The organism is Roseateles terrae (assembly GCF_014192155.1).
GTDB lineage: Bacteria > Pseudomonadota > Gammaproteobacteria > Burkholderiales > Burkholderiaceae_C > Roseateles > Roseateles terrae.
The window spans coordinates 378472-394993 of sequence record NZ_JACHXO010000005.1; the positions used below are offsets into that span (position 1 = coordinate 378472).

Annotated in this window: 20 protein-coding genes; 19 read left to right on the forward strand and 1 reads right to left on the reverse strand. The window is 65.2% G+C overall.

The genetic code is table 11. The annotated features are described in order from the left end of the window. The first annotated feature begins 6 nt into the window (after positions 1–6). From FHS28_RS15790 to FHS28_RS15855, 14 genes are all read left to right on the forward strand, one after another. A complete protein-coding gene (locus FHS28_RS15790; protein ID WP_088452145.1) occupies positions 7–1026 on the forward strand; it encodes a chlorophyllide a reductase iron protein subunit X in 1020 nt (339 codons plus the stop codon). A gap of 41 nt (positions 1027–1067) precedes the next feature. Continuing rightward, positions 1068–2555 (forward strand): chlorophyllide a reductase subunit Y, encoded by a 1488-nt coding sequence (gene bchY / locus FHS28_RS15795; protein WP_088452147.1) that lies wholly within the window; start codon positions 1068–1070, stop codon positions 2553–2555. Then, positions 2552–4036, forward strand: a complete 1485-nt coding sequence (gene bchZ / locus FHS28_RS15800) for a chlorophyllide a reductase subunit Z (RefSeq protein ID WP_088452149.1) — start codon at positions 2552–2554, stop codon at positions 4034–4036. Before bchY ends, bchZ begins: the two co-directional genes overlap by 4 nt. A gap of 95 nt (positions 4037–4131) precedes the next feature. Next, the gene (pufB, locus tag FHS28_RS15805; RefSeq protein WP_088452151.1) at positions 4132–4281 is read left to right on the forward strand and encodes a light-harvesting antenna LH1, beta subunit; all 150 of its coding nucleotides are present in this window, start codon (positions 4132–4134) and stop codon (positions 4279–4281) included. 36 nt (positions 4282–4317) lie between these two features. Further along, positions 4318–4542 (forward strand): hypothetical protein, encoded by a 225-nt coding sequence (locus FHS28_RS15810; protein WP_088452153.1) that lies wholly within the window; start codon positions 4318–4320, stop codon positions 4540–4542. Between the two features lie 11 nt (positions 4543–4553). Further along, a complete protein-coding gene (pufA, locus tag FHS28_RS15815; RefSeq protein WP_088452155.1) occupies positions 4554–4745 on the forward strand; it encodes a light-harvesting antenna LH1, alpha subunit in 192 nt (63 codons plus the stop codon). 108 nt (positions 4746–4853) lie between these two features. Next, positions 4854–5678: a photosynthetic reaction center subunit L gene (gene pufL, locus FHS28_RS15820; RefSeq protein ID WP_088452157.1), complete on the forward strand. Its 825-nt coding sequence runs from the start codon at positions 4854–4856 to the stop codon at positions 5676–5678. A 92-nt stretch (positions 5679–5770) separates the two neighbouring features. Next, positions 5771–6751 carry a photosynthetic reaction center subunit M gene (pufM, locus tag FHS28_RS15825; protein WP_088452159.1) on the forward strand — a complete coding sequence of 327 codons (981 nt, stop codon included), beginning with the start codon at positions 5771–5773 and terminating at the stop codon, positions 6749–6751. Further along, positions 6748–6984 carry a hypothetical protein gene (locus tag FHS28_RS15830; protein ID WP_088452161.1) on the forward strand — a complete coding sequence of 79 codons (237 nt, stop codon included), beginning with the start codon at positions 6748–6750 and terminating at the stop codon, positions 6982–6984. The genes pufM and FHS28_RS15830 overlap by 4 nt, the downstream gene beginning before the upstream one ends. Further along, complete coding sequence (pufC, locus tag FHS28_RS15835) at positions 6981–8126, forward strand: photosynthetic reaction center cytochrome PufC (protein ID WP_088452163.1); 1146 nt, start codon at positions 6981–6983, stop codon at positions 8124–8126. The genes FHS28_RS15830 and pufC overlap by 4 nt, the downstream gene beginning before the upstream one ends. Before the next feature lie 170 nt (positions 8127–8296). Further along, positions 8297–9469 (forward strand): PAS domain-containing protein, encoded by a 1173-nt coding sequence (locus tag FHS28_RS24665; protein WP_184294990.1) that lies wholly within the window; start codon positions 8297–8299, stop codon positions 9467–9469. Positions 9470–9746: 277 nt separating this feature from the next. Beyond that, the gene (locus tag FHS28_RS15845; RefSeq protein ID WP_088452167.1) at positions 9747–11030 is read left to right on the forward strand and encodes a putative Na+/H+ antiporter; all 1284 of its coding nucleotides are present in this window, start codon (positions 9747–9749) and stop codon (positions 11028–11030) included. Positions 11031–11126: 96 nt separating this feature from the next. Beyond that, positions 11127–11450, forward strand: a complete 324-nt coding sequence (locus tag FHS28_RS15850; RefSeq protein WP_088452169.1) for a helix-turn-helix domain-containing protein — start codon at positions 11127–11129, stop codon at positions 11448–11450. Positions 11451–11507: 57 nt separating this feature from the next. Further along, entirely contained in the window at positions 11508–12818 is a 1311-nt protein-coding gene (locus FHS28_RS15855) for a type II toxin-antitoxin system HipA family toxin (RefSeq protein ID WP_088452382.1), read from the forward strand. A gap of 105 nt (positions 12819–12923) precedes the next feature. On the opposite strand, the gene FHS28_RS15860 is transcribed toward FHS28_RS15855, so the two are convergent. After that, positions 12924–13694, reverse strand: coding sequence for an HNH endonuclease (locus tag FHS28_RS15860; protein WP_221194000.1), 771 nt, complete (start codon positions 13692–13694; stop codon positions 12924–12926). Between the two features lie 488 nt (positions 13695–14182). On the opposite strand from FHS28_RS15860, the gene FHS28_RS15865 reads away from it, so the two are divergent. From FHS28_RS15865 to tnpB, 5 genes are all read left to right on the forward strand, one after another. After that, positions 14183–14818, forward strand: a complete 636-nt coding sequence (locus FHS28_RS15865; protein ID WP_246410165.1) for a Rhs element Vgr protein — start codon at positions 14183–14185, stop codon at positions 14816–14818. Beyond that, positions 14802–15302 (forward strand): hypothetical protein, encoded by a 501-nt coding sequence (locus FHS28_RS15870; protein ID WP_184294993.1) that lies wholly within the window; start codon positions 14802–14804, stop codon positions 15300–15302. Before FHS28_RS15865 ends, FHS28_RS15870 begins: the two co-directional genes overlap by 17 nt. Positions 15303–15518: 216 nt before the next feature. Beyond that, positions 15519–15689: an integrase core domain-containing protein gene (locus FHS28_RS24255; RefSeq protein ID WP_375140768.1), complete on the forward strand. Its 171-nt coding sequence runs from the start codon at positions 15519–15521 to the stop codon at positions 15687–15689. A gap of 54 nt (positions 15690–15743) precedes the next feature. Beyond that, positions 15744–16076 carry an IS66-like element accessory protein TnpA gene (gene tnpA, locus FHS28_RS15880; RefSeq protein WP_088452177.1) on the forward strand — a complete coding sequence of 111 codons (333 nt, stop codon included), beginning with the start codon at positions 15744–15746 and terminating at the stop codon, positions 16074–16076. Continuing rightward, positions 16073–16405: an IS66 family insertion sequence element accessory protein TnpB gene (gene tnpB, locus FHS28_RS15885; RefSeq protein WP_088452179.1), complete on the forward strand. Its 333-nt coding sequence runs from the start codon at positions 16073–16075 to the stop codon at positions 16403–16405. The genes tnpA and tnpB overlap by 4 nt, the downstream gene beginning before the upstream one ends. Positions 16406–16522: the final 117 nt, after the last annotated feature.

A 16522-nucleotide genomic window follows, 5' to 3' on the forward strand; every position in this document is an offset into this window, starting at 1 on the left:
CGCCGCATGAGTACCTCCACCATTCCGGCGCAAGCCCCGGTGCATTTCCAGCGGCATGTGCAGTCCCTGCGGGAGGAAGCGTCGGCCGAGCCCGATGCACCCGCCACCGGGCCGGTCACCAAGACGACCCAGATCATTGCCATCTACGGCAAGGGCGGCATCGGCAAGAGCTTCACCCTGGCCAACCTCAGCTACATGATGGCCCAGCAGGGCAAGAAGGTGCTGCTGATCGGCTGTGATCCGAAGAGCGACACCACCAGCCTGCTCTTTGGCGGCAAGGCCTGCCCCACGATCATTGAGACCAGCAGCCGCAAGAAGCTGGCCGGTGAGGCCGTGGCCATCGGCGACGTCTGCTTCAAGCGGGATGGTGTCTACGCCATGGAGCTGGGCGGTCCCGAGGTGGGACGCGGCTGCGGCGGGCGCGGCATCATCCACGGCTTCGAGACGCTGGAGAAGCTCGGCTTCCACGACTGGGGCTTCGACTACGTGCTGCTCGACTTCCTCGGCGACGTCGTCTGCGGCGGCTTCGGCCTGCCGATAGCGCGGGACATGTGCCAGAAGGTCATCGTGGTGGGCAGCAACGACCTGCAGAGCCTCTACGTGGCCAACAACGTCTGCAGTGCCGTGGAGTACTTCCGCAAGCTGGGTGGCAATGTCGGTGTGGCCGGCATGGTGATCAACAAGGACGACGGCACCGGCGAGGCCGCTGCCTTCGCCCGCAATGCCGGCATCCCGGTGCTGGCCGCGATTCCGGCGCATGAGGACATCCGCCGCAAGAGCGCCAGCTACGAAATCATCGGCAAGCCGGATGGGGAATGGGGCGGGCTCTTTGCAGAGTTGGCCCAGAACGTTGCAGATGCACCGCCGCAGCGCCCCCGTCCACAGACGCAGGATGAGCTGCTGGCGCTGTTCTCCGCGGAGGTCACCGGCCGGGACTTCCAGATGGAGCCGGCCACGCTGTTCGACATGGTCGGCCGCAGCGAGATCAGCAAGCCGTCGCTGGAAGTCATCTACGACGCCGCCTGAAACCGCCCCAGGCCCACACCCCGCACCCACACGCCGCCATCATGAGCCACTGTCACGCCTCCGTTGAACGGGCCCAGGCCGAAAGCGCCGCCACGCGTGAGACGCTGGCGCGCTACGCGGCCGACTACCCGACCGCGAGCACCGGGCCGCACGACCAGCCCCAGAGCATGTGCCCGGCCTTCGGATCCTTGCGCGTGGGGCTGCGCATGCGGCGCACCGCCACCATCCTGAGCGGCTCGGCCTGCTGCGTCTACGGACTGACCTTCACCTCGCACTTCTACGGCGCCAAGCGCAGCGTGGGCTATGTGCCGTTCAACAGCGAAAGCCTGGTCACCGGCAAGCTCTTCGAGGACATCCGCGAAGCGGTGCATGCCCAGGCCGACCCGGCCCTGCTGGACGCACTGGTGGTCATCAATCTCTGCGTGCCCACCGCCAGCGGCGTACCGCTGCAACTGCTGCCGAAGGTGATCAACGGCGTGCGCATCATCGGCATCGATGTGCCCGGCTTCGGCGTGCCGACGCATGCGGAAGCCAAGGATGTGCTGGCCGGCGCCATGCTGCAGCGGGCCCGCAGCGAGGCGGAAGCCGGACCGGTGTCGGCGCCGCGCGGATGGAAAGAGCAGGGCATGGATCAGGCCCGCACGGTGAGTCTGCTCGGCGAATTGTTCCCGGCCGATCCGATGGTGATCGGCGGTCTGCTGGCGCCGCTGGGTTTGAAGGTTGGGCCGACGGTGCCCACGCGCGAGTGGCGTGAGCTCTATGCCGCACTCGATTGCAGTGTGGTGGCGGCCACCCATCCTTTCTACACCGCCTGCGTGCGGGAGCTTCAGGCGGCAGGGCGCCCGGTGGTGGGATCCGCCCCGGTGGGCGCGGAAGGCACCGCCGCATGGCTGCGCGCCATCGGCGAGGCCGCGGAAGTGCCGACCGCCCAGGTGGAAGCGGCGGTCGCTGCCGTGGTGCCCGTCATCCAGGGCGCGCTGGCGCGCTGCCCGACGACGGCCCGCGTCACCGTCAGCGGTTATGAAGGCTCCGAGCTGCTGGTGGCACGGCTGCTGATCGAAAGCGGCGCGACCGTCCCCTACGTCGGCACAGCCTGTCCGCACACGCCCTGGTCGGAACCGGACCGGGCCTGGCTGGAAGCGCATGGCTGCGAGGTGCAATACCGCGCGTCGCTGCAGCAGGACCTCAATGCCGTGAGTCGCTACCGTCCGCAACTGGCCATCGGCACCACGCCGCTGGTGCAGGCCTGCAAGGAGCGGGGACTGCCGGCGCTGTACTTCACCAACCTGATTTCCGCGCGGCCGCTGATGGGCCCCGCGGGCGCGGGTTCGCTCGCGCAGGTGATCAATGCGGCCATCGCCAACCAGTCGCGCTTCGATGCCATGCGGGACTTCTTCGGCGACGTCGGCACCGGCGACCATGCCGGCATCTGGTCCGACACGCCGGTGCTGCATCCGGGTTTCCGGGAAGACACCCGGCGTCAGGTCATCAAGGTGATGAAGCGTCGCCAGTCGGAGCAGATGCTGTGAGCTTCGTCCTCGACCACGACCGGGCCGGCGGCTATTGGGGCGCCGTGTATGTCTTCACCGCCATCAAGGGCCTGCAGGTGGTCATCGACGGGCCGGTGGGCTGCGAGAACCTGCCGGTGACCTCAGTGCTGCACTACACCGACGCCTTGCCGCCGCATGAGCTGCCGATCGTGGTGACCGGGCTGGCGGAAGAGCAGCTGGGCCGCGAAGGCACCGAGGGCAGCATGCGCCGTGCCCATGCCGCGCTGGACCCGGACCTGCCCAGCGTGGTGGTGACCGGCTCCATTGCCGAGATGATCGGCGGCGGCGTCACGCCCGAAGGCACGACCATCGCCCGGTTCCTGCCGCGCACCATTGACGAAGACCAGTGGCAATGCGCCAACCGCGCGATGTTCTGGCTCTGGACCGAATACGGCTTACGTCAGGTCCCCGCGCGCACACCCTTCGAGCAGCGGCCCGCTGGCGAGAAGCCGCGCGTCAACCTGATCGGCCCCTGCTACGGCCAGTTCAACAGCGCCAGCGACATCCACGAGATCCGCCGCCTGGTGGAAGGCATCGGTGCCGAGATCAACATGAGCTTCCCGCTGGGCAGCCATCTCGCCGATGTGCCGCAGCTGGCGCAGGCGGATGTGAACGTCTGCCTCTACCGGGAATTCGGGCAGCTGCTGTGCGAGCACCTGGACCGTCCGTGGCTGCAAGCGCCGATCGGCCTGCACAGCACCACAGCCTTCCTCCGTGAACTCGGTCGGCTGCTGCATCTGGACCCGGAGCCCTTCATCGAACGCGAGAAGCACACCACCATCAAGCCGCTGTGGGACTTGTGGCGGTCGGTGACGCAGGACTTCTTTGCCACCGCCAGCTTCGCCATCGTCGCCAGCGAGACCTACACCCGCGGCGTGCGGCATTTTCTGGAGGACGAACTGGGCCTGCCCTGCCAGTTTGCCGTGGCCCGCAAGCCGGGCGAGAAGACACAGAACGCGCAGGTGCGCGCGCTGGTGAATCAGAAGCCGCCCCTGGTCTTGTACGGCAGTTTCAACGAACGCATGTATCTCGCCGAGGCCGCCACGGCAGGGCCGATGAAGCCGATGTTCATTCCCGCTTCCTTCCCCGGCGCCATCGTGCGACGCGCCACCGGCACGCCCTTCATGGGGTATGCCGGCGCGACCTACCTGGTGCAGGAATTCTGCAACGCGCTGTTCGACGCCCTGTTCCACATCCTGCCGCTGGGCACTGAGCTGGACCGCATCGACCCCACGCCCGCCCGCGCCCTGGCCGAGCTGCCGTGGAGTGACGACGCCCGCGCCCTGCTGGAAGAGCTGCTCGAGGCCCAGCCGTTGCTGGTGCGCATCTCCGCGGCCAAGCGGCTGCGGGAAGAGGCGGAGGCCGCTGCGCGTGCGCGCCAGGCGGCCACGGTGGATGTCGAGGACCTGGAGCGCCAGTCCCGGCAGCTGGCCGCCGCGGCGCTGGGAGCGGTGGCATGAACACAAGGCTTGCCGTGGGCCTGTTGCCCTGGAAGTCCCTGCCGCGCGGGAGCTGCGCGGTGCGGGTCGCGAGGCCCATCTGAGGAGTGATCGATATGGCTGAAAACAGATCAGGCTCGTTATCCGGGCTGACTGAAACGGAAGCCCGGGAGTTCCACGGCATCTTCATGACCAGCTTCATCGGCTTCACGGCAATCGCCGTGGTGGCCCATGTGCTGGTGTGGATGTGGCGTCCGTGGCTGTAAGCCCGGGCTGAGTACGCACTGAAAGAGAGGTCCGCCATGGCGCAGATCACGAACCTTCCAGCGGGCAGTCCTGCCTTGCCGGAGACCAGGACCGACGAGGGCGTGTTCCTCGTGAGCTTCATCTTCGTGCTCCTGATCGCGCTGGCCGCGCAGGTGCTGTTTCTGGACTGGCGCACGTGGTTGCCCGGGGCGGAGGGCGAGAAATCGCTGATCAAGGGTGTTCGGACAGGGGTCTATACCTTCATGTCCCACCTCAATTAGGAGATCCAAGCATGTGGAAGATCTGGTTGTTATTCGACCCGCGCAGAGCGCTGGTCGCGCTGTTCGCCTTCTTGTTCGTCCTGGCGCTGGTGATTCACTTCATCCTGCTCAGCACCAACAAGTACAACTGGCTCGACGGTCCGAACACCAAGCCGGTGGTTCAGAACTCGGCGATGCCGGCAGCGGCGCCAGCGCAGAAGTAGTCCTCGCGTCCGCGCTGCTGACGGTGCGGGGCAGCGCCTCGCACCGTCTTTTGCGACTGCACAGGGCCCCGGCGTCTGGCGGGCGGCCCTCTACCTGAGGTGGCAAACATGGCCATGCTGAACTTCGAGAGGAAGTACCGCGTCCGCGGCGGAACCTTGCTGGGAGGCGATCTGTTCGACTTCTGGGTGGGGCCGTTCTACGTCGGCTTCTTTGGTGTCACCACGATGTTCTTCACCCTCGTGGGCACGGCGCTGATCGTCTGGGGCGCGTCCCAGGGCGGCACCTGGAACCTCTGGCGGATCAGCATTGCGCCCCCCGACCTCAAATACGGCCTGGGCATGGCGCCGCTGATGGAAGGCGGGCTGTGGCAGCTCATCACCGTCTGCGCCATCGGGGCGTTTGTGTCCTGGATGCTGCGAGAGGTGGAGATCTGCCGAAAACTCGGCATGGGCTATCACGTGCCCTTTGCTTTCGGGGTGGCCATCTTTGCGTATGTGACGCTGGTGGTGATCCGCCCGGTGCTGCTGGGCGCCTGGGGGCATGGCTTCCCCTACGGCATCATCAGCCACCTGGACTGGGTGTCCAACACCGGCTACCAGTACCTGCACTTCCACTACAACCCGGCGCACATGCTGGCGGTGAGCTTCTTCTTCGCCACCACCTTCGCGCTGAGTCTGCACGGGGCCCTGATCCTGTCGGCGACCAATCCGGCGCCTGGCGAAGTGGTCAAGACCGCCGAGCATGAGAACACCTTTTTCCGCGACGCCATTGGCTACTCCATCGGCACGCTGGGCATTCACCGGCTGGGCCTGTTCCTGGCGCTGTCGGCCGGTTTCTGGAGCGCGGTGTGCATCGTGATCAGCGGGCCGTTCTGGACCCGCGGCTGGCCGGAATGGTGGAGCTGGTGGCTCAACCTGCCGGTCTGGAAGTGATGTGATGTGGTGTCCCTACGTCCGGCGTTGCCGGCCCCTTGACCTCTGTGGTCGGACCGCGCGGGAAACGCGGCCGACCGAGGAGTTCCGACATGGCTGAATATCAGAACCTCTTCACCAGCGTGCAGGTGACTGCGCCGTCGTACCCCGGCGTGCCGCTGGGGCGGGACGACTATCAGCGCGTCGGGGGCAGCGCGCATGTGCACTGGCTGGGCCGGCTGGGGGACGCCCAGATCGGGCCCATCTACCTGGGCTGGCTGGGGCTGTGTTCGCTGATCTGCGGCTTCATCGCGATCGAGATCATCGGGCTGAACATGTTCGCCTCGGTGGGCTGGGATCCGGTGCAGTTCGTGCGGCAGTTGCCGTGGCTGGCGCTGGAGCCACCGCCGCCCGGCTATGGGCTGCATCTGCCGCCCTTGAACCAGGGCGGATGGTGGCTGCTGGCGGGGCTGTTCCTCACCACCTCGATCCTGCTGTGGTGGGTGCGCATGTACCGCCGCGCCCGCAAGCTGGGCATGGGCACACATGTGGCTTGGGCCTTCGCGGCGGCCATCTGGCTTTATCTGGTGCTGGGGATCATCCGGCCGGTGCTCATGGGCAGCTTCGGGGAGGCGGTGCCCTTCGGGATCTTTCCGCATCTGGACTGGACGGCGGCGTTTTCGCTGCGGTATGGGAACCTGTTCTACAACCCGTTCCACATGCTCAGCATCGTGTTCCTGTATGGCAGCACGCTGCTGTTTGCGATGCACGGCGCCACCATCCTGGCGGTGAGCCGCTTCGGCGGTGAGCGGGAGATCGAGCAGATCACCGACCGCGGCACGGCCAGCGAGCGCGCAGCACTGTTCTGGCGCTGGACCATGGGCTTCAATGCCACGATGGAATCGATCCACCGCTGGGCCTGGTGGTTTGCGGTGCTGTGCCCGCTGACCGGCGGCATCGGCATCCTGCTGACCGGCACCGTGGTGGACAACTGGTACCTGTGGGGCCTGAAGCATGGCATTGCGCCGATGTATCCCGCGGTGTTCCCACCGGTCGCGGATCCGTCGCTGATCGTGCCGGGGGTGCAGCCATGAGTGCGGCGCATCGCCGTGGTGACCGGGGCGCGCGGCTGGCTGCACGACCGGCGCAGGCCGAAGACCAGGCCGGGGCCCGATCGCCGACACGCTGGCGCCAGCAGGTGGGCCACCGCCTGTGGTCGGCCCTGTGCGAGACCGGCGCCACCGTCGCCTTGCAGCACGGCATCACGATGGTGATGTCGCCGACCGTCACCAAAAGCCCGGCGCGCCGGGCAGGGGAGGCAGCATGACGCAGACTCACGCATTCCGGCGGGGCCCTGCGCGGGCGCTGATGCTGGTGTCCACCCTGGTCCTAGGCCTGCTGGCCGGCTGCGAACGGCCGCCGGTGGAGACGGTGCAGCGCGGCTATCGCGGCACCGGCATGGAGCAGGTCTACAACCCGCGCATCCTGGCCGAGCAGGCACCGAACAACGAGGCGCCCGCGCCGCTGGAGGCTGCGTCGCCGGACGGGCCGAAGGCGGGGCAGATCTATCAGAACGTGAAGGTGCTGGGGCATCTCAGCGTCGGTGAGTTCAACCGCACGATGGCGGCGATGACCGCCTGGGTCGCGCCCAAGCAGGGCTGCGTGCACTGCCACAACGTGCAGAACTTCGCGGACGACTCTCTCTATCCCAAGCTGGTCGCGCGGCGCATGCTGCAGATGACGCAGGCCATCAATGCCGACTGGCAGCGCCATGTGGGCAAGGTCGGGGTCACCTGCTACACCTGCCACCGCGGGGAGCCGGTGCCAAAAGAGGTCTGGTTCCAGCCGCTGACGCCCAAGGGTACCAACACCTTCGCGGGCAACAAGGCGGGTCAGAACATGCCGGCGCCGAGCGTCGGTCTGGCGTCGCTGCCCTACGACCCGTTCACGCCCTTCCTGCTGGAGAGCGACAACATCCGGGTCGCCGGAACCCAGGCGCTGCCGGCGGGCAATCGCTCGTCCATCAAGCAGGCGGAATGGACCTACGGGCTGATGATGCACATGTCCAAGTCGCTGGGGGTGAATTGCACGCAGTGCCATAACACCCGCTCGCTCGGCTCGTGGGAGAACAGCTCGCCGCCGCGCGTCACCGCCTGGTATGGCATCCGCATGGTGCGGCAGCTGAATGTCGAATATCTCGTGCCGCTGACCCAGACCTTCCCCGCGACCCGTCTGGGGCCGATGGGCGACGTGGCCAAGGTCAACTGCGCCACCTGTCACCAGGGCGCGCACAAGCCGCTCTATGGCGCGGAGATGGCCAAATTCCATCCCGAGCTATTGACCAAGTCGCCGCTCGCGCCGGCGGCCGCGTCCAGCCCGGCGTCCGATCCGGCCATGGTGACCGCGGAAGATCTGCAGATGCTGCGGGCGCTGACGCCCGAAGGTGCCAAGCCCGGCGCACCGGGCTGACGATCCACGCTTCGGCCGGTGCTCGTCCGTCGAAGAGGCGGGCGGCCGGCCGGGTGCGCGGTTGGGGAGGGTTGCCATCAGAGCGGCCCGGTACAGGATGAATCGCCACAAGCCCCGACGCCGTCTTGTGCGGCGTCGGCCCCTCATCCCATCGACCTGGAGCCGTGACGGTGACCAGCCCCTCCGAACCCGACCTCAGTGCGTTCGCCTCGCTGGCGCATGAGCTGGCGATCACGCTCGCGCGTGTGGTGGGTGACCTCGCCATCGTGGTGGATGCCCAGGGCGTGATCCTGGCGGTGGAGGAGGGCGCTTCGGTGCCGGTGGCGGGCTGCGCGTCCTGGGTGGGACGCCGGTGGGCCGACACGGTGTGTGCGGGCAGCCAGGCCAAGCTCAGTGCGTTGCTGGCGGATGTGGACCGGTCCGGTGCGGTGACGCATGGACGGGAGCTGATGCATCCGTTGCCGCAGGGCGGGCAGGTGCCGGTGGCATGGTCGGCGATCCGGCTGGGGCCGCTCGGGCCTGTGCTGGCGGTGGGTCGCGACCTCGGTGCCGTGACGGCGATGCAGCAGCGCTTCGTGGAAGTGCAGCAGGAGATGGAGCGCCACTACTGGCGGTATCGGCAGGTGCAGAGCCGGTACAAGCAGCTCCATCAAGTGGCACACGATGCGGTGATGGTGCTGGACGCGGCCAGCCTGATGGTGCTGCAGGCGAATGAAGCCTGCGCGGAGGTCACGGGGCGGACGCTGGCGGAGATGCTGCATCAGCCGTTGACGGATGGTCTGGCCGAAGGGCTGCGGAGCGATGTGCTGGAGCTGCTGGTGGCGGTGCGCAGCGGTGGAAGAGCAGTGGCAAGGCGCGGTTTGGGCGGGGACGCTGGGAAGCTATGGGAGATGGCGGCGGCGCCGCTGTCGGTGGAGGGGCGGCGGCAGTTGCTGATGCGGGTGAGGGAGGGCGGTGTGGAGCGGGAGGCCGATGAGGCGGTGGCGCTTTCGCGGATGGCGAGCTTTGTGGAGTCCACGGCGGATGCATTGGTGATCACCAAAGCGGATGGCACGGTGCGTCTGGCCGGGCCTGCGTTCATGGCGTTGGCGGGACAGACCGATGAAGGGACGCTGCGGAGTCGGACGCTGGCGGAATGGGTGGGAGCAGGCGACGGTACCTGGGAAGCGCTGATGGCGCAGGTCAGGCGGGTGGGGATGGTGTCGGGGCAGCCGATGACGGCCGTCGGTGCCGCTGGTGCCGGCGGTGAGCGGCGGCGCGTGGTTGTGTCTGCGGCCTTGCTGGCGGAGGCGGAGCCGGCGGGGATCGGCTGGGTGATTCAGCCGGGTGATTCCGCTGGGTGATGCGGCCGGTTGATGCGGCCGGTTGATGAGGCTGGGTGAGGCGACTGGATGATGCGAATGAAGAACTGATCGAGAGATCGAGCGCGGCAGGGGGCGAGTGATCGACTCGCCCAGGGATCCAGTCCGGGAGCGGGCGGCGTTCGCATCCGCTGGCCGGAGTCGCTGAGAGGTGCCGTTAAAATCGCGCGCTGGGTGCTGCAGGGAATCCTCCCTGAGCAGGTTGACGCGAATGGCAGGGGCGCCTCGCGGGTCTTTTTCTGCCTGCTTCCCTGCACTGATGAACCCCACCACCATCCAGCTGGTGGGCGCCGCACTCTTTGCGGTCGCCCTGATCCACACCTTCTCCACCAAATTCTTCGAGCGCCTGGCGCATTCGCAGCCGCGTCATGCGGGTCTGTGGCACCTGCTGGGTGAGGTGGAAATCGTCTTTGGCTTCTGGGCCATGGTGCTGATGCTGTTCATGTTCGGCATCGAAGGCAAGGCCAGCGCCACCCACTACCTCGACACCCGCAATTTCACCGAGCCGATGTTCGTCTTCGCCATCATGGTGATCGCGGGGACACGGCCGATCCTGCAACTGGCGGGCTCCATGGTGCGTCTGGCCGCGAGCTTCACGCCGCTGCCGCGGGGCATGGCGATGTATTTCATGGTGCTGGCGCTGGTGCCGCTGCTGGGGTCGTTCATCACCGAGCCGGCCGCGATGACGCTGGCGGCGCTCATGCTGCGCGACACGCTGTTCTCCCAGCCGGTGAGCCGCAAGCTGATGTACACGACGGTGGGCGTGCTGTTTGTCAACGTGTCCATCGGCGGAACGCTGACGCCGTTTGCTGCGCCGCCGGTGTTGATGGTGGCCAGCGCCTGGGGTTGGGATGTGAGCTACATGCTGACGCACTTCGGATGGAAGGCGGCGGTGGCGGTGAGTGTGAATGCGGCGTCGGCGGCGTTGCTGTTCCGGAAGGAATTGGGGCACATGGGGCGGGAGCCGGGGGATGCCGCTGGTGCTGGTGCGCCGGAGGGGCGATCGGCGAAGGTGCCGATGAGCATCATCGTTGTGCAGTTGCTGTTCCTGGTCGGCGTCGTAGTGTTCGCCCACCACCCTGCGGTGTTCATGGGGCTGTTCCTGTTCTTCATGGGCTTTGCGACGGCCTACAGCGCGCACCACGACCGGCTGATCCTGCGTGAGGCCCTGCTGGTGGCGTTCTTCCTCGCCGGGCTGGTGGTGCTGGGCGGGCAGCAGCAGTGGTGGCTGCAGCCAGTGCTGTTGGCGATGGATGCTGATGCGGTGTACTTCGGCGCGACCGCGCTGACGGCGATCACCGATAACGCGGCGCTGACTTACCTCGGCTCACTGGTGCCGGGGTTGAGTGAGGAATTTAAGCTGGCGCTGGTCGCCGGTGCGGTGACGGGCGGCGGTTTGACGGTGATTGCGAATGCGCCGAATCCGGCCGGGGTGGCGATCCTGCGCGGGCGGTTTGAGGATCAGACGGTCAATCCGCTGGGGCTGCTGGTGGCGGCGTTGCCGCCGACGCTGGTGGCGGTGCTGGCGTTTCGGGTGTTGTGAGGCAATGATCTGGAATATCGCCTCTGGGAGATATGTTGCAGATATCACTTTTGGGCGATAAATTGCAAATATCGCCCTTGGGCGATAAGATGAGGCATGGACTATCCAGTCGTGCTGGCCAGCCAGCTTCAGCCCTACCTCCGATCGCTCAGGAAAGCGCAAGGCCTCACCCAGGCCCAGCTTGCGCAGCGACTGGGCATTGGACAGTCACGAGTCGCTGATATCGAAGCAAAACCCGGGGTCATCAGCGTTGAGCAACTGCTCCACATCCTTTCGGTCCTCAATGCGGGACTGCTCATTCGGCACACCCCCGGCGACGTCAGTCCGGACGCAACTCCCAAGCTGACCCAGGACGCCACAAAGTCCGCCAACTCCGAATCGGACGGCGGGGCTGGCAGCCTGCCGCAAGGGCAGTGGTAAACACGTCAGATTCAGGAAAGCACGATGCCTAGCGGAGATAACGAGCTATGGGTTTGGATGAACGGGGAACTCGTCGGCGTCTGGCATCGTGGGCGCAACAACACCCATCGGTTTGTGTATGAATCGACCTGGCTGACGTCACCGCGAACGCGCCCCTTGTCCCTGTCCATGCCGATGACGCCTGGTCGGACAACAAGCGGGGATGTCGTGGCCCACTACTTCGACAACCTGCTCCCTGACGATATTGAGATCCGGCGACGGGTGGCCAATCGCTTCCGGACGAGTTCCGTGGAGGCGTTTGACCTCCTGCAAGCGATTGGACGAGACTGTGTTGGCGCGGTCCAACTCATGCCCGCCGGCGTCGAACCGACCGGGTTCGATCGGATTGATGCTCAGCCGATGACCGAGCGCGATGTGGAGGCGCACCTGCGTGGCGTTGTCAGCACGCCTGGGCTTGGGGGCCCCGAAGACCTCGCTGACTTCCGGATCTCCATTGCAGGTGCACAGGAAAAGACCGCCTTGCTGCGCCTAGAGAATCAGTGGTGCAAACCGCTCGGCGCGACTCCGACCACCCACATCCTCAAGCTTCCGTTGGGCCTTGTGGGTGGCCGTCGTCTGGACCTGACGCATTCGGTCGAGAATGAATGGCTATGCGCCCAGTTGCTGCGTGCTTTGGGCCTCCCCGTTGCTTCTGCTGAGATGGTGCGCTTCGGGGACCAGCGAGCACTGGCCGTGGAGCGCTTCGACCGGGCGTGGGCCACAACGGCCCAAGGTGAGCGCTGGATCGCACGCATTCCTCAGGAGGACTTCTGCCAGACCTTGGGTTTGCCATCCTCCGCGAAATATGAGAGCGATGGCGGCCCGAGCATGACTCAGTTCACCCAGGTGCTCCGACGGAGTCAAAATGCAAAAGAAGATGTGTCGCGGTTTCTGCGCGCGCAACTGGCGTTTTGGCTGCTTGCTGCCACGGATGGGCATGCGAAGAACTTCTCGCTCTTCCTGCTGCCGAACGCGCAATACCGAATGACGCCTCTGTACGACGTCCTTTCAGTCTGGCCTGTCGTGGGGAAAGGTCCCAATCAAGTGGCTTGGCCAAGAGCCAAACTGGCGATGGCGCTGCGTGGGAAGAATGCCCATTACCAACTCAATTCAATCCAGGTGCGGCATTGGCATGCGGGTGCGATTCAGTCGGGGGTTGAGGGCGTGTGGGAGGACATGTGCGCCATGATGGAACGTGTGGAGGCGGCCATTGATGCCGTTCAGGCTCTACTCCCTGAAGACTTCCCGAAGAAGGTTTCAGAGAAGGTTTTCAGGGGGATGGAGGCGCAGCACAAACACTGGGTGCAGGGGCTTGCGCTGCTGGCATGACAACGCGCGCTGAGCAAAGTTGAGAAGCGCAAGAAGATTGTCCAGATAGCGCTTATCAAGAAGGCAAGAGCGTTGGCATGGCAGCATTGAAGGCCAATCGGCGCCTCAAGCTGGACTTTCGATAAAAGCCTTCAACTCGGCGACCCCGATCCACCGTTTGTGGACGTGCATTGCGCGATGGATCAAGCGATGACAAGTGGCACAAAGTAGGGCTAGATCAGTTAAGCGAGTGCCGCCGGATGTCGATTCAGCAAGCGGAGTGACGTGGTGGGCTTCAAACCCAGCAAGCGCCAGTTCTAAGTTCGACGCCTTCGGACCGGCGCCACAGCAATCACAGTGCAACGTGCCGGTTTGCTGACGCTCGTCCAGTAGAAGACCACGCACCTTGCGGTTGCGCTCGCGTGTGCGATGTAAGGCCGTCAGCACACGCCCCTCAGCGAATACCTCGTCATCATCGATCGCGGCCACGTTCATCTCATCGGCTTCGCCGCGCTCAACTGCTGCCCCGATGGCGTCGACGAGGCGTTGCACGAGCTCCGGTCTCTCTCCAAATTCCTGCCAGATCGCCTTATCGAGCGCCGACACATTGCCTAGCCCTCGCCCTGTAGCGACCTGCCGGATGTTCTGCAATTTGAAGGCAACGCCGTCCGGATTTCTGAAGCTATCCCGCTTTGCGGCTCCTTGATGGACCGGGAGTGCTCGCAGTCGTTGGGACAAGGCGATGACCTCGGAGTCATTCGATCCAGGCACTTGGCCGCGGAGGCGTTGATACAGATTGAGCGCGAGCAATGTCTCGTCCCGAGTCCACTTGGGATTCCCATGCCCTTGAGTGACTGCCATTGCGCCCCCCGCGCCTTTACGTTTGATCTGCGTCAAGCGTACCACCAGCAATTGAGGGCCTCCCCGCCCCCTGAACCAGTCAGCCACCCAAGTGAAATTCGTTGTTGGACCTGGTTCAGCACACTCGTGCGTAACCCATGGCCCAACAAACCATTTCTTGCTAGAGGGGACGAGCGTGCTGCTCCGTCTGCGCAGGGAAGCTTGGGGAGATGACGGGCAGTTCTCGCCACATCCCCGTCCAGCAAACCGCCGATCGTGTAGTCACCTTGCCCTTGCGGTAGCCGGTAGGCAACATGACTTAGGTCCAAGGGAATGCTCAGGCGGTGCCGTTAGACTGAGGCAGCGCCCAGGGAAGGGTGGCTTTGGTTGACGGTTGCCGGTGCGTGGTCGGCACGCGTCGCTGAAGCGTCAACCCCGCATCCAACGAGGTTGTTATGTGTCTTTTCGTCACCCCGGGCCCCTTGGGAACCGATGCGCGCCGCAGCAGTTTCGCGTCTGTGTTTGAGAGGGATCCGCACCGGCGCATGCTGTCCGAACCGGATGAGTGGGGCACACCAATGCAACTGCGCCTGCAAACTTCGGCGCGTATTGAACACGCCACCACGGCGACCACTGCCGCTGCCGCTCTGGAGCCGCCGCGAACGCAGGTGGACGGGAAACGGCGCATGACCCCCGGCGAAATCGAGATGAGCCGCCTGATGTTCAAAGACGCGCTCGACTACAGCCAGGTGTGGGTGCACCGGGAAGAGTTCCTGCCCTTCGGCCTGCAGCCGGACGACTGCGCTATGACGCCCAATGGCGAGATGTACTTCAACCCCGACAGGTTCAAGGAAGACTTCTCCAAAGAACCGGCCGGTCAGAAGTGGTGGTTCATGCATGAGATGACGCATGTGTGGCAGCATCAACTCGGCTATTGGGTGATGTTGCGCGGCGCGATCCGCATCGGGCTCTCTTACGAATATGAGTTGAAGACCGGCCGGAAACTCAGCGACTACAACATGGAGGCGCAGGGCAACATCCTGGCGGACTACTTCGTGTTGAAGCATCTCAATGAGCCCGGCGAATCCGCCCAGCCCAACCACATCAAGGACATTCCGCTCTATGAAGAGGTCCTCAGTGAGTTCCTCAAGGACCCGGCCAATCGTGAAAACCTTCCGTAAGACCGCGCTCGTCCTTGGAGTGGCCGTTACCGCGATGTCGCCTTGCTGGGCGCTGTCCGGCATGGGGACTGCAGAGGTCACGCTGCTGGAAGATGGTCGCCCGTGTTTTGCAGTGCCGGCGAAGAACGCGAAGCGCGATCCGGCGGCCCGCATTCAAGGGCTGTCCGTCATCGATGATGCCGACCCGTCAGGGCGCAAGATGTGGACGGCGAAGCTGTGGGAGATGGACGGCGGCGGCGTTCCGGTGTCCTCCGTGTCCTGCATTGCTTATGGCCAGGCGTTTGATGGGATCGGGGCGAGTCCGGCCATCGAGTTGTCGGAGACCCGCGCTTATTACGTCAGCCTCAATGTGCGGCCGTCTGATCGTTCAGATCCGACCCGCGGCTATTACGCGAAGTTCTGTCTGCTGGGCCGCGGGGCTGAGCGGCGGGTCAAGCTGATTTCCGAGAGTTCGGCGGATTGGTACACGAAGAAGTGTGAGTGAAGCGGCACAGAAAGTGTGCGGTGACCGCCGCAGAGGCTTGACGGTTAGGACGCATGGCGGGTGGACCAGGTGGATGGCGTTCTTTGGAGTGTTGGGGTGACCGACATCGCGCGGTTTGATGGCAGCGCGTGTGAGAGGGTGTCCGCTCAGTGCGTGTTCAATGTGGCCTAAACACGGCGCTGCCGGACTGGTTGAGCGTCGTAAGCGCCCTTGGGGTTGAAGCCTGGTAGAGCAGGGGCCCCCATTCATAGCGGCAACATCGAGAGCTTCAATGGCAAGTTCTACGACAAGTGCTTAAGCGAGCACTGGTTTGTGAACTTGCCGCGGGCCGGCCCGAAGAATGCGGCTCGGCGGCAGGGCTGTAAGCGTCCGGCGATCCCATCTTGAGAACCGTCGGCCGGCCGCCGACGATGGTGTCCACCAAGAACCTAAGTGGACACCATGGAAGACGCTAAGCGCGCTACGCGCCGACACCACGACGACGACCTGAAGCGACAAGTTCTGGAGGAGTGCGGCAAGCCGGGTGCATCAGTCGCACGCATCGCGCTGGCCCACGGCCTCAATGCCAACCTCGTGCATCGCTGGCGGCGTCTCGCGCAGACGGAAGCGACTGCTCGGACGGTCGCTGCGACCTTCATGCCTCTGGAGCTTGAACGGCCGACGCGGGCAGACATCCGCATTGAACTGCAACGCGGCCCGGTGAGCGTCGTCGTGAATTGGCCGGCCTCGGCGATGAGCGACTGCGCTACCTGGCTGCGCGAGATCCTGCGTTGATCCGCATCGACGCGATCTGGCTCTGCGTAGAGCCGCTGGACATGCGCGTAGGCACGGAGGCCGCTCTCACCCGCGTCGTGAACGTCTTCGGATCAGCCCGACCGCACCACGCCTACCTCTTCGCGAACCGCCGTGCAAACCGCATGAAGGCCATCGTGCACGACGGCATCGGCGTCTGGCTCGCGGCCCGGCGCCTGAATGCGGGCAAGTTCGCTTGGCCGCGCGATGCTGCGCCCACGATGGCCCTCACGCGAGCGCAGCTCGATGCCCTGGTACTGGGCCTGCCCTGGAAGGGCGTCGGCGAGGCCGGAGTCATCACGACGCTGTAGCGCCATTGGCATTGCTGCCGATGCGTAGCGACCTCGGGTGCGGCACGATACCTCCCCGTGAACGCACCCGAAGACCTCTCCTCGCTGAGCAACGCGCAGTTGCAGGAGGTCGTGCAC